We start from the raw sequence: 23,152 nt of genomic DNA on the forward strand, positions 1-23,152 counted from the left end.
GGTCGGTGGTCGGCTGGTAGTCGGTCGGTGGAGTCCCGTCAGCCGTGTGCGGTGGGTCGGCCCAGCCGCCGTAGGGTCACGGCTGTGAGACAGAGCACGGCAGCAGCGCAGCTCAGCGGCAGCGCCGCGGTGCCCGGCGGGGCGCCGGTCAGCATCCCCGTGCCGGAGAACGCCGCCGCGGTCAGACCCACGGCGGCCGGCGGCCAGGCGGTGCCGAACGCCTGAAGCAGCAGGGAGATCCACAGAGTTGCGGCGAGCAGCAGCAGGGTGGCGGGCTCGGCGTCCACGAGCAGCGCCGCCGGTAGGAGAGGGCCGAGGTACACCAGCAGGCAGCCGGCGAGAACGGCTGCGGAGCGGGCCCGGAACCCGCCGAGCGTCCTCGTGGACCGCAGTGCCGCAACGGACAGTCCGCGGTAGCGGTAGAGCAGCCACTCGGCCGGCCCCATGCTCAGAGTCAGCACGATCACGGCCCAGGGATGGTCCCGGCCCGCCAGGAACACGAGTGATCCGGCGGCCAGCCCGAACAGGCCGTACGGCAGGGACGGCCACAGCCCCGGACGCGCGGTGCCGGGCGCGGTCGGGACCGCGCGGGTGGCGCGCAACGCCCAGACGGCCGCGGCGACAGCACCGAGGAGTGACAGCAGCGGCAGCCCGGCGCGGAGCACGTTCCCGGGTTCCCACCACAGCAGCGACGTCCCGCAGGCGGTGACCGGCACGAGGACCGCCAGCAGTAGCCGTTCGCGGCCCAGCACGAGCAGCACACCGGCCGCCGCGAGGTATGCCGACTGGGCCGTGACGGCCAGGGCCGTCACGGCCGACCCCGAGAGAGCGGCACCGGCGGTGACGGCCGTGGCAGCCCCCAGCGGTGCCCCCTTCGCCAGGGTGCGGCCCGCCTCCGGCCGCCCGGCCGCCAGGCGCAGGTAGGCCCGGTGGCCCAGTGCCTGGTTCCAGGCCCAGGAGATGAGCCCGGCCACCACCAGTGCCCGCACCGCGCCGTCAGGAGGCAACAGCCGCCCGGCGAGTGCGTACGCGAGGCCGGGGAGCGCGAACAGCAGCCCTCGCAAGGCGCAGCGCAGATGGTCAGGTCGCCAAGGGTCGGTGGGGCGGGGCGGCTCGGGGAACGTCCGCGGTACGCGCCGGTACAACGCCGTCGCCAGCGAGAACAGGTCGGTGTGCCCGTACTTCTCCCGGATCACGTCACCGGTGAGGCCCTCGGATTCCAGTAGCGCGGCGACCTCATAGGGGTGGACCGCGGGCGCGATACGTTCGGCCAGTGCGGCGGCCAGTCCGTCCACCGCGTCGGCTCGTGCCCCGTGGCCGGGAAGGACCGGGCCAGGCGGGCAGGGGCCGGCGAGGCGCAGGGCGAGGGTGCGGTCGTCGGCGAGGCGCAGTGCCAGCGTGTCCTGCTCCGCGCCGCCCGGTTCCAGCGACATGGGTCCACTCATCCGGCCGCGCTCCTCACCGGTGACCTGCCCACCGTCGTCGGCACGTGTTCCTCGACGGCCGAGGGCGCTCTGCGGCCGCCGGACCCGGACAGCTCCTGGTAGATGGAACGGAAGGTGTCGATGGTCTGCCGGAGGGTGAACTGCTCGATCACCCTGAGCCGGGCCCCCTCGCCCATCCTCCGGCGCCGCTCGGCGTCGGCCAGCAACTCCAGTGCCGCGGCGGCCATCGCGGCCGGATCGCGGGGCGGCACGACGAGACCGGTGTCTCCTACTGCCTCCCGGACGCCGCCCACGTCCGTGGAGACGGTCGCCCGCCCGCACGACATGGCTTCGATCAGAGTGAAGGGGAAGCCCTCGCTGATACTGGAGAGCATCACGACGTTCCCCGCCGCGTAGGCGTCCCTGATGTCCTCGACCCGGCCCTCGAAGGTGACCGCGGCGGCATGGCCCAGCTCCGCGGCCAGTGCCTCGCACCGGTCCCGGTAGGCCTCCCCGCCGCGCGGCGTGCCGCCGAACAGGCGCAGCCGCGCGGTCGGCATCCGCGCCCGTACGAGGGCGAACGCGCGGATCAGGGTCTCCAGGTCCTTGATCGGGTCGACACGGCCGGCCCAGCTGAGCACGGGGTCGGCAGGTTCCGGGCCGGCGGGCGGAAACGCGGCGGGGTCCACGCCGTTGTAGACCGTCCGGATCGAATCGGGCGCGGCACCTCCGTGCTCCTCCCAGAGCCGGTTGTAGCGGTTGCCCGGGGTGATCAGGGCGGCCCGCCGGTACGTCTCCTCCGCCAGCAGCCGGAAGAAGCCCAGTACGAGCGCCTTCACCGGCCACCGGTAGGGAGCGGTGCGGTATCCGAGGTAGCGCTCGCGCAGATACACGCCGTGCTCGGTGAGCAGCAGCGGCACACCGTGCCGTTCCAGCGCGGCGAGGCCCGGCAGGACCGCCACGCCTCCGCTGACCGCGTGCGCCACTCCCGCCTCCGGGTACGGCGCGGCCAGCGGCCGCAGGGCGTGCTCCAGCAGCGCGGTCGCGGTCACCGCGTCCTGCAGGGTCGGCCGGGCCTCGCGCACCGCGAGCCCGGACCGGTTCCAGAGGGCCGTCAGGATGCCGATGGCCTGGTCCCCGCGCAGGAACGGACCGAGTCTGCCGTCCTCGGCGGCCCGCGCCAGCGCGTACAGAGCCGGGCCGAAGCCGTCCTCCGCGCGCGGGTCGAGCAGCGCGGTCACGAACCGCTCGTAGGACTCGGCGAGCCGCCGGCGGTGGTGCCCGCGCGGCGCCCGTCCCTCGGGGGCGGGGCCCCACATGGGGACGGAGACGATGCGGCCGACGTGGTCGGGAACGTCCCAGACGACCGGCTCGCGACCGGTTCCGGTGACGGCGATCACGTCGAACGCGATGTCCGGCATGCCGGTGACGAGTTGGTCGCACCAGACGCTCACGCCACCATGACCGTGCGGGTAGGTGCCTTCGGTGAGCAGGGTGACGCGCGACGCGCCGGAGTGTCGCGCGCCGTGGGGAAAGTACATCGATCTGCTCCACGGCCGGGAAGTGAGGTTGTCGGGCCAGGGGGGGGGCGGGCCCGCCCCGGCCGCCGCACCGGCGACCGGGACAGGGGGGCGTACGCCTGTCAGCGTTCCGCGCCGTGGGGGACCCGCTCCACCACGCCGGAGGGCACCTCGGTCCGGGGTGCGGAGCCCGTCGGCGCACCGGTCACGGCGGGTGCTTCGTACGGCGTGTCCGTCGCGGCCGCCGCACCCGCGGACATGGGCAGGTCCAGGGTGTAGGGCCGGCCTTCGGCCGAGCCCCAGCCGGAGACCTTGCCCGCGTAGGGAGCCCCGAAGCCGGTGCCGCCGTGCCGGGTACCGGCGGGCATGGTGGCCGCGATCGCCACACCCCCGGGCGCATGCACGGTCACACTGTCGCCGATCCGGTAGGCGGTGACCTGGCCCGCGTCGATGGCGGCCCGCCAGGCTGCCCGGCGCCGCATCTCGACGCCGATGTCCTTCATGCGGAGATTCACCACGGGGGTGTCGGCGGTGAACAGGTCGTCGTAGGAGCCGAGCACACCGTCGAGCACCGGATAGGCGATGCGGTCCTCGGCGAGGTTCGACTGGTGGATGAAGTGGGGCTTGGGGTCGTTGGAGAGGACGTGCCCCAGTGCGATCCGGGTCTCCAGCGGGACGATGTGCTCGGTGTAGCCGGTGGCGATGTCCAGCGGAGCGGCCAGGCAGGTGGAGGTGGCGGGGTTGTCCTCGCAGATTCCGCTGCCGCCCTGGGCGCGGCCGGTGTAGATCCAGTTGTACTCGTCGACCTGTTCGGCTTCCCGCCCGGCGTTGTAGAAGACGTTCATCGGGTAGCGGGAGATGGTCGTGGCGCTGCCGACCCGGCGCTGCACGGGGTCCCGGGAGTTGTCCGAGCCCAGCCACTCGATGCCCGTGTCGGTGAGGGCGAGCCCCAGGTTGGGGTTGTCCTCCGGCTGCTGAGGGGTGACCTTCAGACCGGAGTGCTCGCCGGTCACCAACTCCTCGCGCCTGAGAGGGAGTCCGGCCGCCACCCCCCACGCCTCGTTGGTCGCGATCTCGTCGGCGATCGCGTTCCGGCCGACCCACCGGGTGGATCCGTCCGCGTTCGTCGCGCACTTCCACGGCACCACGCCTGTGTCCTGCACACAGCCCAGGAAGGCGTGGGTGTAGGTGTGGTTGATCCAGCGGAACCGGTCGCGATCGGCCAGGAGCTTGTCGGCGAGGGCGTCCTGACCGCCGTTGTCCTCGCGGTGGTCGACGGTGCCGGAGGCGTTGTAGGCGAAGTCGAGTGTGAAGTCCCGGACGTTCTGCCAGGCGGTGGCGTGATCGACGTCGGCCGGGACCATGCGTATCGGGTTCGGAGTGCCCTCGCCCGGCTGGCAGTCCACGTCTCCGGGCGTGCAGTTGAGCACGGTGTCCCAGCGGTCGTCAGCGGCGAAGACGTCGTCGACGTGGACCGCGAAGTAGTTGCGGTCGGCGCCGAGGTGCACCCCGCCGGTCATCCACTCCACGATGCCCCTGGCCAGCAGCCGGTACTGCTGCTGGTACCGGTTGTAGACGAAGGTGACGACAAGCTGACGTCGCCCGTTGTGCCGGTACTCGCCCACCAGGGAGCCCATCGTCGGTCTGCCCGGGATGGCGGCCTGGACGTAAGGGGTGAAGTCGGCGCCCGCTGCCGGTGTCGAGAGGTAGGCGTAGGACTCGCTCACGGTGGGGGAGTTGTCCTCGAAGGGGACAGTGCCCTCCAGGTAGCCGAAGGGCCCGGCCTTGCCGGCCTGCGTCACCTCGGCGCGCACCCCGTCGATGCTGCCGGCGTAGCCCGTGCCGACCGCCGCGTTGAGCCCCACCTGTGGACGCGCGTAGGTGTAGGCGTCGACCTGTGGAATCGAGTACGCCCGCTCGTAGGCCACGATGGCCGCCATCTCGGCGGAGCCCGTCGGGAACGGGTTGTCGTTGGGCAGGACGACGGCCTGGTACTTCGCGCGCGGTCGGCCGTCGACGGTGTCGGCGAGGAAGCCCGCGTCGATCACGGGCCGGTCGGCGTCCTCCAGTTCGACCTCGGTGTACGGCGTTCCGGCGTTCTCCAGTTCGGCGGCGATGGCGTCGGTGGACGGTCCCCCGTCGCTCACGACGAGCACGCGCAGATCGACGCGCGGTGCCGGATCGCCCGCCTGGGCGGTGGCAGCCGGTAACCCGATCGCTGCCATCAGTGTGCCCACTATGAGCGCGGTGGTGCGAATGGTCCGCTTCATGCGGTGGAAATCCCTCCCCAGGGCGGGGGAGGTCGGGCTCCTGTCAGAGCCTGTCCCACCCCAAGACCACGCCGCTGCCTCTCTGAGGCGCCGGTCGTCGACGCATCCGTCGAGTCACATGGTGAGGTCTGTGTGAAGTTTTTATGTGGCCGCTGGGGAACTTGACGGAAAAGCATATGTGACGATCAATCCGACAAGGTGGTCGTCTTCGGTGGCTGCGGCGCCTGCGGTCCTGGCCGTGGGAGTCACTCGCAGGCCTGTGTGCTGCTGCGGAAGGCGGGCTGCGGGCTGCGGGCCACGGGACATCGAGGGCGAGAAGCATCGGTGGACCAGACCAAGATTCCGGTCGCTGTGGAGCTGGATCAAGTCACTCCTGGGGTGGCATGCCGACGGCGGCCGGTGTGAAGCAGGGGCCGGCCGCCGCCTTCGTCCATGAGGTCCCGCTCAGCGGGGATGCGTGCCCCTCGGGGGGAGTGGGGGTGCGGTCACGCGCACAGCACGCGGGTCTCGGGCGTGTAGGCCGGGCCGCCACTGTGGCTGCTGCTGTCGCTGAACTCCGCGTAGAAGTAGGAGTAGAAGCCGATGTTGCCGTTGCAGCCGGAGTCGGCGGCGACCTGCAAGGTCAGGGTGACGGTACGACTCTGGCCGGGCGGGATGGTGGTGCCGTAGTTGCCGCCGAGGTTCGCCGGCCCGGTGCCGGAACACGGGACGGCCCCGGCGTCCGTCGCCAGGCTGCAGCCGACGAAGCTGTACTTGAGGTCGGGGCGCTGGGTGGTCAGCCAGGTCGGGTCGATGGACTGGTGGATGAACCAGATGTCGTACGTCTGATTGTTCTTGATCGTCATCGACAGGTTCACCGCACCGCCGGGCGTGGTGGTGGCGGCGTCGGTCGTGAACGACAGTTCGGCCGGGGCCGGGTCGGCGGCGCTCGCGGAGGGCGCCAGGCCGAAGAGCGCGAGGGCGATGACCGTGGCGAGACCGAGGCGTCTCGTGCGAGTGGATCTCATGGCCGGGGAGAGTAGGCGCGGTCCACGCGCACCGTCTGCACCCGGAGCCGCACCGTGGGCACGGTGCGGCTGAAAGCGATTGGACGGTGAAGGTCTTGTGCGGCCGTCTTCGCGCGGTGGTGCGGAGGGCTGTTCCCGCACGACAACGCCATGATGTTGTGCGGATACGGAGAGTCGCCACGCGCTGCCCTGCCGGATGACACGGGTCGCGAGGTCAATGGCGAATTCCGAGGGCTCGCGATCCGTGCGGGGGTGTGGACCGGCACCCGCCGCACCCGCCTTCGGGCACCACATCCGGGGCCTTCCCGGGCGGGCCTTGACCCTGGCCGCGTTCATCGGCGCGTCGCTCGTCATCCGGGTGCCCGCTGCACTCTCCTGGCGGATTCGTTCCTGGGGATCTGCGCCATCGGCCTGAACGTTCTGATCGGCATCATCGCCTCCCTCCCCGCGAGTGCGGTGCGTACCGGGGCGAGACCTGTGCACGGGAGGCGTCAGCCCGGCGTTGCTCATGTTGGCGGTGGGCCTCGTCCTCGACGCGGTCGGCGTGAGTGAGCGCTTCGGTGTCCGACATGGCGGTGCTCCTGCCAGGTTGACGAAGGCCCAGGCCGCGACCGCAGTAGACGAGTGCCTTGTAGCGGTCGGGAAGTTCGGCACGGACCTTCTCGGTGTCTTCCCATGCCAGGGTTGAGCTCGACCACCTCGGCTCAGCACCCCCGCGTCACCGCAGACGCGCCCGAGACTGGGGACCGGCCGTCGGTCACAGGCCGCAGTAGTTGACTCCTCCCCTTGCAACTACCACTGCATGACAGCGACTTCACGTCGCACTGAAAGCGCGAGGCCAGGAGCGTGGGTCAGTAACGGAAGACGGGCTGTGTCGCCTGAAACGCGGGTAGCCGTAGTGTCCGGCCCAGGGGGCTGGTGTTCACCTGACCGGAGTCTGCGTCTCGTCAACCAGACCGAGGTGGTCCTTGAGCGCGCGCTTGCCGGTGTCGGTGAGAGCGACGGCGCGGCTTGTGCCGATCCGAGTGATCCAGCCAGCGTCGAAGGTGTGACGGCATAGGGCGGCGCCGACGGCGCCAGCCAGGTGGGGGCGGCGTTCTGTCCAGTCCAGGCACGAGCGAACCGGCGGGCGTCGCGTGGCGGGCGGTTGTGCGATGCCGAGTTCAGCAAGCCAGGTGGTCCCGTCGCTCGTGAGAGTCAGTCCCTGCTCCCAGTCCAGCAGCCCCCGATCGGTCATCGCCTCGGTGATCGCGACCCCGAGAGCGCCGGCGAGATGGTCGTAGCACGTGCGGGCGCGGGCCAGCGCCCGGCTGCGGTTGACAGCGGGCAGCGAGCGGGGCGGATCGGCGCGTCGAGGCGCCATCGAGGCAAGCTTCTCGATCAGTTCGGCCGTGTCGGGGTCGGCCAGGCGAACGTAGCGATGGCGGCCTTGGCGCTCCTGTGTGAGCAGTCCTCCGCTGACCAGGAGGTTCAAGTGCCCGGTCGCCGTCGAGGCGGCCACTCCGGCATAGCGCGCCAACTCGATCGCGGTCCATGCACGGCCGTCCAGAAGGGCCAGGCAGAAGTTGGCCCGGGTGCCGTCGGCCAGCAGTGCGGCCAGGGCGGCCAGGTCGGGGCCCTCGACGTGAGCGTCATGGCTGTTCATCGCTGTCCATTGTCTACCTGCGATCCTTCGGCGGCCGCCGAAGGATCGCAGGTCTACGGTCGGCCCCATGAACACCGCTACGCCCAGCAGCGTGCCCACCGACCTGTCCTCCGAACACGTGACCGTCACGCCGAGCATCCTGTACTTCGGAACGCCGGTCGTGCTGCTCTCCACAGAGAACGAGAACGGCTCCTTCAACCTTGCGCCGATGTCCTCGGCCTGGGCTCTGGGCCACGTGATCGTCCTCGGTCTTGGCGCTGATGGACAGACCGCACATAATCTCCGCAGCCGCCGTGATCTGGTGGTTAACCTCCCCGCGCCCACACAGTGGCCGGCGGTAGAACGATTGGCGCCGCTGACCGGGCGCACCCCGGTACCCGTGGGCAAACGTGGTTCCTTCCGTTTCGAGCCGGACAAGTTCGCCGCCGCCGGCTTGCGGCCTCAGCCCTCCGAGCTGGTTCGGCCGCCTCGCGTCGCCGAATGCCCGATGCAGTTGGAAGCCCGCGTTGCCCGGGCCCAACCCGATGTCTCTGGAGAGTTCCTCATCGTCGAAGCCCGTGTGCTCAAGGTGCACGCTGATCCCCGGATCGTCGTTTCCGGTTCCCAGCACATCGACCCAGCCGCGTGGAGCCCGCTGATCTACAACTTTCGCCACTACTACGGACTCGGCCCCGAACTGGGCCACAGCTTCCGCTCCCAGACAGTCTGACTAAGTCAGTGGTCCACCGCGAAGAGCCATGGGACAAGCGAGGAGATTGAGCGCGGACCATCACCCGGCGGCTCACCCTCGGTTCGCGGGCATTCATACTGAATAATGCCGGTATGCGTGGTGGGGATGGGCTGTTCGAGGTCGAGCCGGTCGAGAAGCAGCAGCCGCGGGGTGGTCCGGCGGCGGTGGACAAGCGGTTCCGGGCGTTCGACCCGCATCAGGCGCTGCTGCTGCCGCCGTCGCTGGACGACTGGCTGCCCGAGGGGCACCTGGCCCGGTTCGTCGCCGACCTGGTCGATGACGTGCTCGATCTGGGGCCGATCCTGGCCGGCTACACCGAGAAGCGCGGCTTCCCGCCCCACGATCCGCGCCTGATGGTGCGCCTGCTGATCTACGGCTACACCACCGGCGTCCGACCCTCCCGGGCGATCGAGCGCAAGTGCGCCGACGACGTCGCGTTCCGGTTCCTGGCCGTCGGCCAAGCCCCGGACTTCCGCTCCGTCTCCCGCTTCCGCCGCCGCCACCTGGACGCACTCGCCGACCTGTTCACCCGGTCCCTGCACCTGGCCCAGAAGCTGGGCATGGACAAGATGGGCCGCGTCGCCCTGGACGGCACGAAGCTCCAGGCAAGCGCCTCCAGGCACAAGGCGATGAGCTACGGCCGACTGGTCGACAAGGAGGAACGCGTCGAGGCCGAGATCGCCGAACTGGAATCGATGGCAGCCGCGTTGCTGGCCGACGCCGAATCGAGCGACGCGGCCGAGGACCGGCTCTTCGGCATCGACGGCAAGGAGACCGACCTGCCCGCCGAGCTGGACCGCCGCGAGAAGCGCCTCGCGCGGATGCAGGCCGCCCGCGCCCAGATCGAGGCCGAGGCCGCCGATAAAGCACGCGCGCACGCCGAGGAGAAGGAACGCCGCCGTCAAGAACGCGGCGGCGGCGCCGACGACGAGCCGGCCGTCACCGAGGCCGGGCACAAGGCCGCAGCGAAGGCCCGTCCCAAACCGAAGGCACAGGCCAACTTCACCGACCCCGACTCCCGGATCATGAAGAACGGCGCCGGCGCCTACAGCCAGGCCTACAACGCCCAGGCCGTCGTCGGCGAGGCCCACCAGGTCATCACCACCGCCAACGTGACCACGAACGCCTCGGACGCCCTGAACTACACCACGATGCTCGACCAGTGCGCGGCGAACACCGGTATCCACCCGAGGCAGGCACTGGTCGACGCCGGATACTGCTCCGAGACGAATCTCGAAGCCGCAAAAGAGCGCCAACTCACCTGCGGTATCGACACGTTCATGGCAAACGGCAGACTCGCCCACGACGAGCAGGTCCCGCCCGCACCACGCGGACGCATCCCCAAGAACGCCACCCTGAAGGAACGCATGGCCCGCAAGCTGCGGACCAAACCCGGCCGCAACGCATACAGCCGCCGCAAGGCCATCGTCGAACCCGTCTTCGGACAGATCATGACCTGCGAGAACGGCCGCCGGCTCATGCTCCGCGGCGAAGACGGCGCCCGAGGAGAGTGGCGACTACTGGCCGCCTGCCACAACCTCCTCAAGATCTTCCGACACACCGCAACCACCGGACTCGCCGCAGCGACCGGGTGACCGGCCCGCCCAGGCCCCCTCTGAACCATCCAGGGGCCCAGGAGGCCCCGGGCTCAGGTCAGCAGGCCGCCGGGCGGGCAACCGTGACCGATCCCGCCGACCCTGACCACCCGGCCATTTGCCCGTTACTGACCCAGGCTCCTAGCCCGCGACGCGGGCCATCCAGGATTCGACCTCGGCCGAGGAGCGGGGGAGGCCCGCCGACAGGTTCTCGTGGCCGTCCTCCGTGACGACCAGGTCGTCCTCGATCCGGACGCCAATGCCTCGCCACTCCTGCGGCACGGTCAGGTCGTCGGGCTGGAAGTACAGTCCCGGCTCGACCGTGAGCACCATGCCCGGCGCGAGGATGCCGTCGACGTACTCCCCCGAGCGGGCCTGCGCGCAGTCGTGGACGTCCAGGCCGAGCATGTGCCCGGTGCCGGCCATCGTGAAGCGACGCTGCAGACCCAGGGCGTACGCACGGTCGACGGGGCCCTTGATGAAGCCCCACTCGACGAGTCGCGCCGTCAGGTGACGCTGGGCCGCCTCGTGGAAGTCGCGGTACGGTGCACCCGGCGTGACCGTGGCCATGCCGGCCTCCTGCGCCTCGTACACCGCGTCGTACACCTGGCGCTGGACCGGGGCGAACGTGCCGCCGATCGGGAGTGTGCGGGCGACGTCGGCGGTGTAGAGGGAGCGGGTCTCCACGCCGGCGTCGAGCAGCAGCAGCTCGCCGGGCCGGACCGGGCCGTCGTTCTCCGTCCAGTGCATGATCGTGGCATGGTCACCGGCGGCGCAGATGGAGCCGTATCCGACAGCATTGCCCTCCAGGCGCGCCCGGCGGAAGAAGGTGCCCTCGATCCACCGCTCGGAGGACGCGACGGCCCGCGACAGCTCGCCGACGCAGTCGGTGAACCCGCGGACGGTCGAGTCGACAGCCTTGCGCATCTCGCCGATCTCCCACGCGTCCTTGATGAGCCGGAGTTCGGAGAGCGCCTCCTCCAGCTCGTCGTCGCGCTCCTGGTCCGTGGTGACCGCGGCCTCGAAGGCCGGGTCGATGCCACGGACGATCCGGGTGGGGACGCCGGTGGTGGCAGCCAGGTCGTCGACCGCCGTGCGTACGTCGCGACAGGGCAGCCCGAGGACGACCTCGGCCTCCGCGAGCGAGCGGCGCCGGCCCATCCAGAGCTCGGCCGTGTAGCCGATCCAGAACTCGTCGTTGGCGCGGCTGTCGCGCGGCAGCCGGTAGCAGTAGGCGTCGTGGCCGCCGCCCGCGCGGGGTTCGAGCACGAGGGCGCCGTCGCGTGCCTGGTCGCCGGTCATGTGCACGTATCCCGTGTACGGGCGGAAGGGGTACGTGTCGTCGTTGGAGCGGGTCTTGAGGTAGCCGGAGGGGATCACGAGGCGCTCGCCGGGGAAGCGCGCGGAGAGCACGGCGCGGCGGCGGGCTGCGTACGGGGCCTGCTCGTCGGGCTGCAGCCCGTGCCGCTCGGTGTCCGCCCACCCCGACCTCATCAGGGTGGAGAGCTCCTCGGAGACGTCTTGGTAGAGGCTGTTCTTGCGACCCTTCGCCACGTCCTGCACCTTCTTCCGGATGAGTTCCACGACCGCCGCGGGCCGGCGACCACCGGAAGGTACTCCGCGACGTGGGCGCCGGTTGCCGAAGTCCGCCAGTGGCACGGATCGGCCACTCCGGTATCTGGCGTGGCGGCCAGGCGGAGTTCGGCCCTCAGGCCCGTCACGGCACACGAGCGGGCGGGACCGGCGGCCCCCGAATCGAAGACGTCGATAATCGGTGTATGGCGAATGAGAAACTCGGCGAGGCACTCCGGTATCTGGGCATAAGTCGGGAGGGCGCCCGGACCTACCGGACGCTCCTGGAGTGCGGGCCAGCGCCGCTGAGTTCGATCGGTGCCGCGGCCGGGCTCGGGGACGAGGCGCTGGCGGAGGCGTACCGCGAGCTGGTCGACTGCGGTCTGGCGAGCACCGCGGAGGAGGGTTCCGCCGTCGTGGCGCCGGTGCCACCGGCCGTGGGCCTGGAGATCCTCGGGCGGCGCCGGGCGGCCGAACTCGACGAGTCCCGGATCACAGTCGGGGGCGCGTTCGAGTCGTTCCGGCGGCAGCGGCTCGCCGGGTATCACGATCCTCTGGTGGAGGTCGTGACCGGTGACGCCATCGGGCTCCGGATGCGTCAGGCGTGGATGAGCGCCCGGGAGCAGATCCGGCAGTTCGACTCACCGCCGTACTTTCCGGTCGTGGGCGCCATGGACGACGCACTGGCCACGCTCGCGCGCAGAGTGACCCAGCGGGTTGTGTACTCGCGGGAGTCCCTGGAGCATCCAGGGCAGCTGGAGAATTCGATCGAGCCGTGCATCGAGGCCGGCGAGCAGGCGCGGGTCCTTCCGTCGGTGCCGGTCAAGCTCGTGATCATCGACGACGCGTACGCCCTGGTCGCCCTGTCGATCAAGGAGACGGATGTGTACAACACGATGCTGGTCGTGCAGCCGTGCGGCCTGCTCTCCGCGCTCGTGGCGCTGTTCGAGCAGTCCTGGCAGAACGCGCTGCCGTTCCACGGCCGTTCGGCCCGGCCTGCGGGGCTGCTGCCCGCCGACCGACGTCTGCTCCGGCTGCTCGCGGCCGGCGCGAGCGACGATGTGATCGCCCGGGAGATCGGCGTCAGCCGTCGTACGCTCTTCCGTAGGGTGCAGGTCCTGATGGCCCAGCTCGGGGCTACGAGCCGGTTCCAGCTGGCGCTGCAGGCGCAGCGGTCGGGGTGGCTGTGAGTCCGAGGAGTGGTCGACGCCTCCGCTCCCGTGAGCCGCTGCCACAGATAGGTGTGCGCGAGCGCGCTGTTGTGGGCGACCTGCTCGTTGTCGCCCCCGCGCCCGCCGCCGGTGTTTTCGTGGAAGGGGTGTAGTTCCTGCCCCCTCTGGCCCTGTTTCCCGCGCTGGGCTACGCGCGGGCGTGGGACAAACTGACGGCGGGACCGGGGCCGCGGCGCGGGTGAGGTTGTAGGCGGTGGCGCCAGTGTGAGCCGGGCGGCGTTCGCGGTGAACGTGCCCGAGGCCAGGTGGGCCAGGGCGGAGCCCTCCAGGTCGGCGAAGTGGTCGGCTGGGGTTGTGTCTCAGTGTGGTGGGGCTGAGCAGTGGTCGGGGGCGGTGAGGAGGCGGCGTCGGGGTCGGAAATGGGGTGAGATGCCGCCTGCTGCGCCACAACACGCAGTCCTCTTGGGATCTTGTGGGTGTGTACAACTATTCGGGTGGGGTGTGTGTCATATCTCTCGAGAGTGCAGGGTTCCGAAGGACTACGAGGGAGATGCATGCGTTTCATTCGTTCTGTTCTGGCCGGTACCGCGGTGGTGGCTCTGGCTGCTGGGGGTGTGACTGCTCTGGCGGTCCCAGCCTCGGCCGCGCCGAACACCACACCGCAGGAGGTCTGCGGGAGCGGCTACCGGACCGTCAACTCGGCTCCTGTCGGCTCGTACGGCACGGTCTACCTGACGTACAACCCGACCAGCGGCAAGAACTGCGTCACGACGATCCGCTCCAACCCGGGCACCGCGCTGGAGACGGGCGCATGGATCTACGTCGACGACACCACCGAGTACGCCGAGGACGAAGGACTGTTCACGTCGTACGCCGGCCCGGTCTCCGTCTACGGCAAGGGCCACTGCGTCGACTGGGGCGGCCGCATCGCCAACGTGCATGTGCGGGTGACCGGCTCCAACTGCGCCTCCCTGAAGGAGCACAAGGTCACCACCATCCGCTGACCAGCCTGTCCCGGTCGTGAGGGGCGGGGTGCCTGCAACCCCACGCACTGCAATCCCGCAGCGTGTCTGCCTGCCCTGCCAGGACCCGGCTGGATCCTGGCAGGGCGAGACGGAGGACACGGCGATGGTGCTTCAAAGTCTCTCCGGTGCCATGGAGCAACACGTTCCCACGCGGGGCACTGCCGCGAAGGCACGCTGCAGTCGAGCGGATCACGAACAACCGAGGAAGCTCGGACCTGGCGCCCACTGACCACCCTCGGCATCACATGCGATCAACGACGACCAGGCGCGATCGAAGGGGAAGACAGATGCGGCGTATCGGAGCGACTGTGGCGGTGCTCGTACTGGCGGGTGCCACGCTGGGAATGACGGCGGGCACCGCGAGCGCGGCCCCGTCGGAGGGAGCGCGCGCGGTTGCGGCTTGTCCGACGGGCTGGGGCAGCGGGGCCAAGGGCGGTTCGGCCATGGGGGTCGATCACCTGGAGAACATCAGGACCGGACAGCATGAGTGCTATGACCGCATCGTGTTCGACGTGCCCGGCGGCGGCGATCAGATCGACTACCAGGTCCAGTACGTAGACCGGCTCTACGCGCGCCCCTCAGGGGAGTACATACCGGTCGACGGCGGAGCGATCCTCGATATCCGTGTCGGCGGGTGGAGCTACGACGTGGAGGCCGGCGTGTGGACCTACCCGGGCAAGGCCGGTGAGCCCCTGCCCGGTGTGAACGTCAGTGGGTACAGCACCTTCCGGGACACACGGTTCGGCAGCACCTTCGAAGGCGAGACACAGGTCGGTGTCGGCGTGCGTGCCCGACTGCCTTTCCGCGTGATCCAGTTGGAGGACCGCGTTGTGGTCGACGTGGCCCACAGCTGGACGAGATAGCTACTGAGGCTGAACTCGTGGTGTCGTAGGGGTGACGGCTGGCAGGTGGCTGCGGTATCACCGGAGTCATGCGGTATCCACAAGGGGGCGGGCTGACCGCCGAACGGCAGCTGTTCCGCGAAGGGTTACGGCTCCAGGCGGCCGAGCGGTTCGCCCGGGGCGAGGGCAGTACCGCGATCGCCAGAGATCTGCTGGTCAGTGTCCGCTCGGTCCAGCGATGGCGTCACGCGTGAGCCGAGGGCGGCCCGCGATCCCTGCGGTCGCAGGGGTCGGCGTCCCTGCCAAGGCTGAGCGATCAGCAGTTCACGCAGCTGGAGGCGGAGCCGGCCAAGGGGCCGACCGCGCATGGTTGGGAGGACCAGCGCTGGACGCCGGCCCGGGTCAAGACGGTGATCGGCCGGCGCTTCCACCTCACGTACACGGTCCAGGGTGTGCGCAAGCTGTTGGTGCGCAACGGCTGGTCCTGCCAGGTCCCGGCCCGTCGTGCCATGGAGCGGAACGATGGTGAAGTCGCGGGGTGGGTCAAGGAGGTGTGGCCCCGCGCGGAAGGCTCGCGGCGGCCCGTGGAGCCTGGCTCGTCTTCGAGGACGAGGCCGGATTCTCCATGACGCCGCCGCAGGCGAAGACCTGGTCGCAGCGCGGCCGGACCCCGGTGGTGCGGGTCCGTGGCCGTTCCCGTAGACGGATACCCATCGCCGCGCTGACCTGCTACAAACCTGGCCACCGGTCCCGGCTGATCTACCGGCCGCGCCGGGACGACGGCCAACGTGACGGGCGCAAGAGCTTCTCCTGGCGCGACTACCGGGACCTGCTGATCGCCGCCCACCAACAGCTCGACGGCCCCATCGTGCTCGTCTGGGGCAACCTCAACGTCCACAAGGCCGCCGGTCTGCGGGAGTTCACCGAAACCCGGGACTGGCTCACCACCTACTACCTGCCGCCCTACGCACCCGACCTCAACCCAGTCGAAGGAATCTGGTCCCTCCTGCGACGCGGCTGGCTCTCCAACGTCGCCTTCAGCACCCCCGAACACCTCGTCCAGCGCATCCGGCGCGGCCTGCGGCACATCCAGTACCACAGCACTTCTCAATGCCCTTGGCGCCTGGGAGGTGTGGACACATGTGCGCCCTTACGAGGACCCGGAATCAGGCCCGGTTCGATGGTGGGCGTGGGTCGTTACCTGGACGTCCTGATCTCGACGAGCATGTGCTCGCGACCCTGTTCGTCGGCGCTCTCGCCCACCGGGGTCCACTGCCCCTTGGCCACATCGAAGGACTTCTCCTCGGCGTCGACCGTCATGTCGACCTGCGCCTCGTGCTCGGCGCTGCCCTTGATCAAGTAGACGGAGGGGATCTCCAGGGTCAGCCAGCCGGAGTTGCCGGTGACCCGGAAGCAGACCTTCCCCTTGTCTCGCGCGAGGATCTCCAGGAGGCCGGTCTCGCTCGCGCAGTCGGCGTAGATGATGTGGCCGTCGCCGCGCTTCAGGACGATGCCCTTCTCGGCCAGGATCTTGTCGGCCCCGGGGTAGTTGAAGTCCTCCACGGCAACCGGCGGAGCTTCGCTCGCAACAAGTGCGGACGCGACCTCCTGGTGTGCGCCGACCGCCCAGATGGTGGCGCCGGTCGCGGCGGCACAGGCCGTCGCAACGAGTCGAGTAATGAACTTCACAGGTGTTCTCCTCCACGTGACCTAATGCCGGACGGCATGACTGAAAGTGTGCCCGAGGGAGCTCCGCACGCGCTCCGGGAGCCTCCTCGGCGTCGCAATCAAAGCCTGCTAGTTGATCTTTGTCCACCCCTCCTCGCAAATCCCCCTGGAATAAATGAAGTTGCAAGTTGGGCAGCCTGGTGCAGGTCAGGCCCGGCCTGACGATCCCGCCATGAACGACCGAGGTCATTCCCTGAGAAATCGGAATGGCGACAACGGGTGAAACCGGAGTGAAGCGCCCCGTATTGTTCGCCAATTGACGTGTGAGCAAATGGATGTTGGAATCATGCCGCCTCAACGCCACTGCAGTGCAGACGAGGTATTTGTGGATCTGTCTGGGCGACACGGCAGGTGCGCGGCACTGTGTCGCACCATCGGGGCGAGCGCAGGCCGGATGGAAACAGTCAGAGTGGAAAGGAGTCGTGATGCCGCAGCATTCACGGCGAGTGTTCAGCAGGCGTCAGACGCTAGCCATCTTCACAGGGGTGGCGGCCGGCAGCGTGCTGTCCGCTGGTGTGTTCGGCACGCGCAAGGCGTACGCGGCAAGCGGTTCCGGTGTCACGGCGGCGGTGCCTGAGGGGGCCGGTCTTCCGGATACCGACCGGGGCAAGGTGGTCTGGGCGTACAGATCGGGACGCCGGGCCGTCCGCACCGCGGCGGTCGCTGCGCTGACGGGCTCCGGCGCGGACATAACCGAGTTCCTCGACCAGAAGGCACCTGTGGCCTGGGCCGAGGACAACAGGTTCGCGCTCGCGGAGTCCCTGGTCACAGCGGGCCCGGCGACGCGCAACGCCATTGGTGCGGCGTTGTCCAGCGGGGACGCAGCGGTCGAGGCCCTCCTCCAGGGCGGTTTTCAGACCGCAGTGGACGAGGATCTCAGGGTGGCCGTAGGTACGGTCCAGGCCCATGGTTCCAAGGCTGTGAAGCGTGCGGGATCCGCCGCACTGGACACCGATTCCTCCTTCGCGTTGCGCGCCTTCCTCAGTGACGGGCGGTACACCGCACAGGAGGAGGACGATCGTGTGCAGGTGGCGACCATTCTCGCCTCAGCGTCACCACAGGTGAGTGAGTACGCGAGTCGGGCCCTGGACGACGGATCGGCCAGGGCCATCCGGTGGTTCCTGGAGACGGGTCAGTACATCGCCCGGGCACGCGACGAGGAAGCGGCCACGATCCAGCAGCTGGTCGACGTCGTGGAGAAGGAAGGGCGCCGCGCCGGTCTGATGACCGACGAGGCTGTCGAGCTGTCCCATCAGGCAGTCAATGCTTCCGAGAAGGCGAAAGCCTCGGCATTGGAGGCCAAGGCCGAGGCCTTGGCCGCCGAGCAGGATGTCGCACGCTCGGCCAAGGCGGCAGGGAAGGCCGCGCAGGCGGCCAAGGGCGCGGCCGCGGCCGCGTCGACCGCGGTGTCGGCCTCACGGACGGCACAGTCCGCCGCACAGCGTGCGGTGTCTGCCGCCAATGCCGCTGCCGCGGCAGCGGCACTGGCGGGACGCGCTGCGGCGAACGCGTATCGTGCGGCGATCGCCGCTTCCAAGGACAGGGCGATGGCGGGCGTGGCCAGCGCGGCGGCGGACGTCGCGCTGAAGCTGGTGAAATTCGTACGCACGGTGGCCGCCAAGGCAGACCTCGCGGCCTTGGCCGGCGACGCGGCGGTGCGGGCGGGCGACGCCGCCCGCAGCGCGGCGGTCAACGCGGCCGCGGCCGCCGGCGCGGCGGCCGACGCAGCCGTGGCCTCTGGAGCAGCCCAGTCCGAGGCCAATGCCGCGAAGCGGGCCGCCGCCGAGGCGGATGCCGCCGCGGCCAGGGCGACCCAGGCGGCGGGCAGGGCGCGGAACCTGGCCGGGCAGGCGGCCGCCGCTGCCCGCACGGCGCGTGACGCGGCCAACAGCGCCGCCGATCACGCCGAGAAGGCCGCGGCCGCGGCCAAGGAAGCGGCCGCCCACGCCGGTGAGGCGGTCGACTACGCCAACCGGTCCACGCTGGCCGCCAACGCCGCTGTCGAGGCGGCGAATGCCGCCGCCGCCGCGGTCGTCAAGGCGCGGGATGTCGAAGCGGCGGCCCGCCAGGCCGAAGCCGAGAGTCTGGCCGAGGAGACCAGCGAGGCGATCGAGCAGGCACGACTCGCGGCGCAAGCGGAGTCGAACGAGCTCGAACGGTTCAACCGGGAGCGGACCCAGGAAGCACGCCTCTCCGAAGAGCTCCGGGCAGTCATCAGCTCTGCGGAATCAGCACTGCAGAACGGAACCATCGAGCAGGCCGCGGCGGCCGGGCGCAAGGCGGCGGTCCGCCTCTTGGACGGCCCGGGGACCTGGACCCGTCAGGCGGCGGAGTACGCGCTGTCCGGTTCGGACCAGGACGTCGTCAACTGGATCTCGACCGACCGCGTCCTCGCGGAGCAGCAGGACAACGTCGAAAACGTCGCGGCGCTCGCCGCAATGTCGACGCAGGCCGTGGCCACGGCGGCCGCGGAGGTTCTGAAGACCGAAGACCACGCCAAGATCAAGGCATTCCTGGAGACCGGAGCGGTCGAGGCAGCCGCTGATGACAACCGGGTCGAGGTGGCCAGGATCCTGGCCGATCCCAGCAGCGGCACGAGGGTGCGAAGCGAGGCATCGGCCGCACTGGACGCGGGGACCGCCGAGGCCGTGCACACCTTCCTGTGGGTCGGCCGCGAGGCGGCCGTACGCGAGGACGACCAGGTGGCCGCGTCGACGCTCCTCGCAACCGGAGGCCCTTACACCAAGGCGGCGGCGCAGATCGCGCTCGAGGGCGACACCTTCATGCTCCGCCAGTTCATCGCCACCACTCAGTACGACTTCGCGCGGATCGACCACGATCGCGCCACGCACATCAGCGCGGTACGTGCGTCGATCGCACGCGCGGCCAAGATCGCGGCGAATGCGCAGGAGGACGCGGCCCGCGCCTCCGAGGCTGCCGCCATCGCACGCCAGGCCGCTGAGAAAGCGACTGAGTGGGCCAACCTCGCCAAGGGGTATGCCAAGGATGCGGCGAAGTCTGCACAGGAAGCACGTGACAACGCCGATGCCGCCGAGCGGTCCGCGGCCGAAGCGGCGAAGTCCGCCCAGATCGCGAGCAACGCAGCCGCCGCGGCACTCAAGGCAAGCCGCGTGGCACGCCAGGCCGCGACTCGAGCCGTGCGGTCCGCCGAGACCGCCGCGCGCTACGCCACGGACGCCGCGATCTCGGCAACGACAGCCCGCAAGCAGGCAATCGAAGCCGGCAAGGACGCAGTCTCCGCCGCGCAGGCCGCAACCCAGGCCTACGTTCTTGTGATCCAGGCCGCGGTGCGCCAGGCGATCCAGAACGCCATCGACAATGCGAGCGTTCCCATCGGCGACGACGACGGCGAACTTCCGCCCGGAGCCGAGAGCTGTCTGACGCCGTTCGGCAAGCCCATCCCGTCCGGAAACGGCGCTACACCGTGGGAGCTGGGGTGGAGCTGGCTCACGGGAGGCGGCGATCGGTCCCAGTGTTTCGGCCCGAACGACGAGTTCACCAGCCTCTACCGCGCACACCCGCACACGCAGGAGACGCTCGAGTTCTTCCTCACGGACTGGGTGCGCACCGGGAAGTACGAGCTGGGCCACACGTACATGTACGACTACAGTCTCGGCGGCGTCCAGGGCCTGAAGTGGCTCAGGGACATGGGGGTCACGCAACCAGGAGACGAATGGCTGACCGGGTACACCGGAAACCACGCGTACGCGTTCATGGGCTCACAGAAGATCCGGATGACCCCCATCCGGGAGAACGCGGACGGCAGCGTGGTGTGGCGGTACACGGCGTACAGCGAGCAGAGCGCGGAGTCCGCAACCCGCCCGCCGATCATCGGGTACCAGGACTGGTACAAAGAGTCCGCCGGCAAGGCCATCAATGGTCTGATCGACTGGGTCAGCGGCGATTCAGGACCAGGGTCAACCATGACCGTGCTGGTCGAGTTCAACGTCACGCTGGGGCCGTAGTGCGCAAGCTGACAGGAGGACGTTGGTTCGCCGCCGCGCTGGCCGCTTCCGCAGTACTCACCGCGGGCTGCACGGCTCGGGTCGACGCCGAAGACCTGCCCGGTCTGTACCGCAACGATGAGACCGGCGGTGAGATCCGGCTTGAATCCGACGGCACGTTCACCGCCACTGATCTGTCGACGGCCCCGCACGGCGACCCCGCCGATTTCCACGGCGATTGGAACTTCGTGGACAGAGGCGACTTCCTCAGCGAGGACTTCGTCTACCTGAACATCGCTGAGCGCGGCATCGGTGAGGTCTCCGGTGTTCAGCTCTACGCGCGCGGCGGGGGGAAGGTAGCGTTCAGCGAGCCGGATGGGTCGTGGTCCCTGGTGCTCACCAAGAGCACCTAGCCTCGGGCTTTCGTGACGGCCCGTCGGATTCTCCGGCGGGCCGTTTCGGTCGTCCGGGCTGATCACGGGGAGGTCGGTGGCCCGGCTGTCGCGAAGGCGCCGGGTTCCACAGTTCCGGTCGGGGCCAGTGCTGCTCGTAGGGACGGGACCCTGCTGGGCAGCCGGGGCTCGGCAGGGCCGCGAGCCGTTGCAGGGCGCCTGTGATCGCATCGGTCCAGGGCCAGTGCCCGGCGAGGCGGAGGATTCGGGTCCGTTCCCAAAGGATCTGGATCGAGGAGGTGTCTCTGAGCTGGGCCTTGTCAGTTCTGCTGACCGCAGCGGAACGGGAGTGGATCACACAGCTGACCGCGCGGATCGAGGAACTCGGCCGACCCGTCAAAGAAGAGGTGCCTGTCAAGATCTGTGTGCCGCGACGCAACCGACAGGGGGCGCTACGAGGCCGCTTCGGCGACAACGCTCCGTGGAGGCTGATGGCTGCTCAGGTCTTCTGACGCACCGTCAATCATTCAGATCATCTTGCACGTGCGTTGTACAACGTACTGAAAACCAACAGTGATCAGTGAAGAGCCTTGAAGGTGAGTATTGTCAGGTCAGGTGGCTTGCTGCGGTGTTGTGCTCCCTGGGCTCAAGGGGGCACAACACCCTGCCCGTCAGATGTCCCGGAAGATCTCGATCTGCGCGCCCACCGAGTTGAGCCGCTCCGCCAGCTCCTCGTAACCGCGGTTGATGACATAGACGTTGCGGAGTACGGAGGTGCCTTCCGCCGCCATCATCGCCAGCAGCACCACCACGGCGGGCCGCAGGGCGGGCGGGCACATCATCTCGGCGGCGCGCCAGCGGGTCGGGCCCTCGACCAGGACCCGGTGGGGGTCGAGCAGCTGGAGACGGCCGCCGAGGCGGTTGAGGTCGGTGAGGTAGATCGCGCGGTTGTCGTAGACCCAGTCGTGGATCAGGGTCTGGCCGTGCGCGGCGGCCGCGATGGCCGCGAAGAACGGGACGTTGTCGATGTTGAGGCCCGGGAACGGCATCGGGTGGATCTTGTCGATCGGCGCCTCCAGCTTGGAGGGCCGGACGGTCAGGTCCACCAGCCGGGTGCGGGCGTTGTCGGCCGCGTACTCCGGGGTGCGGTCGCAGTCGACGCCCATCTCCTCCAGGACCGCGAGCTCGATCTCCAGGAACTCGATCGGCACCCGGCGGATGGTGAGTTCGGACTCGGTCACCACGGCGGCGGCCAGCAGGCTCATCGCCTCGACCGGGTCCTCGGAGGGGGAGTAGTCCACGTCCACGTCGATCTGCGGGACCCCGTGCACGGTGAGCGTCGTCGTGCCGACCCCGTCGACCCGCACGCCCAGCGCCTCCAGGAAGAAGCACAGGTCCTGGACCATGTAGTTGGAGGAGGCGTTGCGGATGACGGTCGTCCCGTCGTGGCGGGCGGCGGCCAGCAGCGCGTTCTCGGTCACGGTGTCGCCGCGCTCGGTCAGCACGATGGGGCGGCCCGGGGCGACGGTGCGGTCGACCTGCGCGTGGTAGAGCCCTTCCGTGGCGGCGATCTCCAGGCCGAACCGGCGCAGCGCGATCATGTGCGGCTCGATCGTGCGGGTGCCGAGATCGCAGCCGCCCGCGTACGGCAGGGTGAACTGCTCCATCCGGTGCAGCAGCGGGCCCAGGAACATGATGATCGAGCGGGTGCGGCGCGCGGCGTCGGCGTCGATCGCCGCCATGTCCAGCTCCGCGGGCGGCACGATCTCCAGGTCCACACCGTCGTTGACCCAGCGGGTGCGCACCCCGATGGAGTTGAGCACCTCCAGGAGCCGGAACACCTCCTCGATCCTGGCAACCCGGCGCAGGACCGTGCGGCCCTTGTTGAGGAGCGAGGCGCACAGCAGCGCGACACAGGCGTTCTTGCTGGTCTTGACGTCGATGGCACCGGAGAGCCGGCGGCCGCCGACGACCCGCAGATGCATGGGCCCGGCGTAACCGAGCGACACGATCTCGCTGTCGAGGGCTTCACCGATGCGGGCGATCATCTCAAGGCTGATGTTCTGGTTGCCGCGCTCGATGCGGTTGACGGCGCTCTGGCTCGTGCCGAGCGCCTCGGCCAGCTGCGTCTGTGTCCAGCCCCGGTGCTGCCGGGCGTCACGGATGAGCTTGCCGATGCGTACGAGGTAGTCGTCTGACATGGCGGCAGGTTATCTCAGATATGAGATGAGGCTACTGTGGGGGTGTGCTGTTCGAGTGACGGCC

The 23,152-nt window shown here is 69.6% G+C and carries 15 protein-coding genes and 1 pseudogene; 8 read left to right on the forward strand and 8 right to left on the reverse strand.

The window, feature by feature from the left end:
* Window positions 1–38: 38 nt before the first annotated feature.
* The 5 genes from RI138_RS27015 to RI138_RS27035 form a co-directional block, all read right to left on the reverse strand.
* Window positions 39–1,445 (reverse strand): hypothetical protein, encoded by a 1,407-nt coding sequence (locus RI138_RS27015; protein ID WP_311121974.1) that lies wholly within the window; start codon window positions 1,443–1,445, stop codon window positions 39–41.
* Window positions 1,442–2,965 carry a GT4 family glycosyltransferase PelF gene (pelF, locus tag RI138_RS27020; protein WP_311121975.1) on the reverse strand — a complete coding sequence of 508 codons (1,524 nt, stop codon included), beginning with the start codon at window positions 2,963–2,965 and terminating at the stop codon, window positions 1,442–1,444. Before pelF ends, RI138_RS27015 begins: the two co-directional genes overlap by 4 nt.
* Window positions 2,966–3,066: 101 nt before the next feature.
* Entirely contained in the window at window positions 3,067–5,214 is a 2,148-nt protein-coding gene (locus RI138_RS27025; protein ID WP_311121976.1) for a hypothetical protein, read from the reverse strand.
* Between the two features lie 485 nt (window positions 5,215–5,699).
* On the reverse strand, window positions 5,700–6,221 hold the full coding sequence (locus RI138_RS27030) for a COG1361 family protein (protein WP_311121977.1): 522 nt from the start codon (window positions 6,219–6,221) through the stop codon (window positions 5,700–5,702).
* A gap of 922 nt (window positions 6,222–7,143) precedes the next feature.
* Complete coding sequence (locus RI138_RS27035) at window positions 7,144–7,866, reverse strand: helix-turn-helix domain-containing protein (protein ID WP_311121978.1); 723 nt, start codon at window positions 7,864–7,866, stop codon at window positions 7,144–7,146.
* 67 nt (window positions 7,867–7,933) lie between these two features.
* On the opposite strand from RI138_RS27035, the gene RI138_RS27040 reads away from it, so the two are divergent.
* A complete protein-coding gene (locus RI138_RS27040) occupies window positions 7,934–8,575 on the forward strand; it encodes a flavin reductase family protein (RefSeq protein ID WP_311121979.1) in 642 nt (213 codons plus the stop codon).
* A 185-nt stretch (window positions 8,576–8,760) separates the two neighbouring features.
* Window positions 8,761–10,191: an IS1182 family transposase gene (locus RI138_RS27045; RefSeq protein ID WP_449343303.1), complete on the forward strand. Its 1,431-nt coding sequence runs from the start codon at window positions 8,761–8,763 to the stop codon at window positions 10,189–10,191.
* 141 nt (window positions 10,192–10,332) lie between these two features.
* On the opposite strand, the gene RI138_RS27050 is transcribed toward RI138_RS27045, so the two are convergent.
* On the reverse strand, window positions 10,333–11,745 hold the full coding sequence (locus RI138_RS27050; protein WP_311121980.1) for an aminopeptidase P family protein: 1,413 nt from the start codon (window positions 11,743–11,745) through the stop codon (window positions 10,333–10,335).
* A 224-nt stretch (window positions 11,746–11,969) separates the two neighbouring features.
* On the opposite strand from RI138_RS27050, the gene RI138_RS27055 reads away from it, so the two are divergent.
* The 4 genes and pseudogenes from RI138_RS27055 to RI138_RS32550 all read left to right on the forward strand — a co-directional run.
* Window positions 11,970–12,953, forward strand: coding sequence for a LuxR family transcriptional regulator (locus tag RI138_RS27055; protein WP_311121981.1), 984 nt, complete (start codon window positions 11,970–11,972; stop codon window positions 12,951–12,953).
* Window positions 12,954–13,489: 536 nt separating this feature from the next.
* A complete protein-coding gene (locus RI138_RS27060) occupies window positions 13,490–13,939 on the forward strand; it encodes a spore-associated protein (RefSeq protein WP_311121982.1) in 450 nt (149 codons plus the stop codon).
* 308 nt (window positions 13,940–14,247) lie between these two features.
* Window positions 14,248–14,823: an AMIN-like domain-containing (lipo)protein gene (locus tag RI138_RS27065; protein ID WP_311121983.1), complete on the forward strand. Its 576-nt coding sequence runs from the start codon at window positions 14,248–14,250 to the stop codon at window positions 14,821–14,823.
* Between the two features lie 68 nt (window positions 14,824–14,891).
* Window positions 14,892–15,904: pseudogene (locus RI138_RS32550) on the forward strand (IS630 family transposase); the annotation flags it as partial.
* A 95-nt stretch (window positions 15,905–15,999) separates the two neighbouring features.
* Here RI138_RS32550 and RI138_RS27080 read toward each other — a convergent pair.
* Window positions 16,000–16,491, reverse strand: a complete 492-nt coding sequence (locus RI138_RS27080; protein WP_398863819.1) for a hypothetical protein — start codon at window positions 16,489–16,491, stop codon at window positions 16,000–16,002.
* Between the two features lie 464 nt (window positions 16,492–16,955).
* Here RI138_RS27080 and RI138_RS27085 point away from each other — a divergent pair, with 464 nt between their 5' ends.
* Window positions 16,956–20,516: an ALF repeat-containing protein gene (locus tag RI138_RS27085; protein WP_311121984.1), complete on the forward strand. Its 3,561-nt coding sequence runs from the start codon at window positions 16,956–16,958 to the stop codon at window positions 20,514–20,516.
* Entirely contained in the window at window positions 20,516–20,908 is a 393-nt protein-coding gene (locus RI138_RS27090) for a hypothetical protein (RefSeq protein WP_311121985.1), read from the forward strand. Before RI138_RS27085 ends, RI138_RS27090 begins: the two co-directional genes overlap by 1 nt.
* Window positions 20,909–21,558: 650 nt before the next feature.
* Here the strand turns inward: RI138_RS27090 and RI138_RS27095 are convergent.
* Window positions 21,559–23,088, reverse strand: a complete 1,530-nt coding sequence (locus RI138_RS27095; RefSeq protein ID WP_096627456.1) for a helix-turn-helix domain-containing protein — start codon at window positions 23,086–23,088, stop codon at window positions 21,559–21,561.
* Window positions 23,089–23,152: the final 64 nt, after the last annotated feature.

The sequence above is a fragment of the Streptomyces durocortorensis genome (assembly GCF_031760065.1).
Lineage (GTDB): Bacteria > Actinomycetota > Actinomycetes > Streptomycetales > Streptomycetaceae > Streptomyces.

Coding starts and splice junctions, on each gene's coding strand:
- RI138_RS27015 (WP_311121974.1), bottom strand. CDS start 1,445: ATGAGTGGACCCATGTCGCTGGAACCGGGCGGCGCGGAGCAGGACACG.
- pelF (WP_311121975.1), bottom strand. CDS start 2,965: ATGTACTTTCCCCACGGCGCGCGACACTCCGGCGCGTCGCGCGTCACC.
- RI138_RS27025 (WP_311121976.1), bottom strand. CDS start 5,214: ATGAAGCGGACCATTCGCACCACCGCGCTCATAGTGGGCACACTGATG.
- RI138_RS27030 (WP_311121977.1), bottom strand. CDS start 6,221: ATGAGATCCACTCGCACGAGACGCCTCGGTCTCGCCACGGTCATCGCC.
- RI138_RS27035 (WP_311121978.1), bottom strand. CDS start 7,866: ATGAACAGCCATGACGCTCACGTCGAGGGCCCCGACCTGGCCGCCCTG.
- RI138_RS27040 (WP_311121979.1), top strand. CDS start 7,934: ATGAACACCGCTACGCCCAGCAGCGTGCCCACCGACCTGTCCTCCGAA.
- RI138_RS27055 (WP_311121981.1), top strand. CDS start 11,970: ATGGCGAATGAGAAACTCGGCGAGGCACTCCGGTATCTGGGCATAAGT.
- RI138_RS27060 (WP_311121982.1), top strand. CDS start 13,490: ATGCGTTTCATTCGTTCTGTTCTGGCCGGTACCGCGGTGGTGGCTCTG.
- RI138_RS27065 (WP_311121983.1), top strand. CDS start 14,248: ATGCGGCGTATCGGAGCGACTGTGGCGGTGCTCGTACTGGCGGGTGCC.
- RI138_RS27085 (WP_311121984.1), top strand. CDS start 16,956: ATGCCGCAGCATTCACGGCGAGTGTTCAGCAGGCGTCAGACGCTAGCC.
- RI138_RS27095 (WP_096627456.1), bottom strand. CDS start 23,088: ATGTCAGACGACTACCTCGTACGCATCGGCAAGCTCATCCGTGACGCC.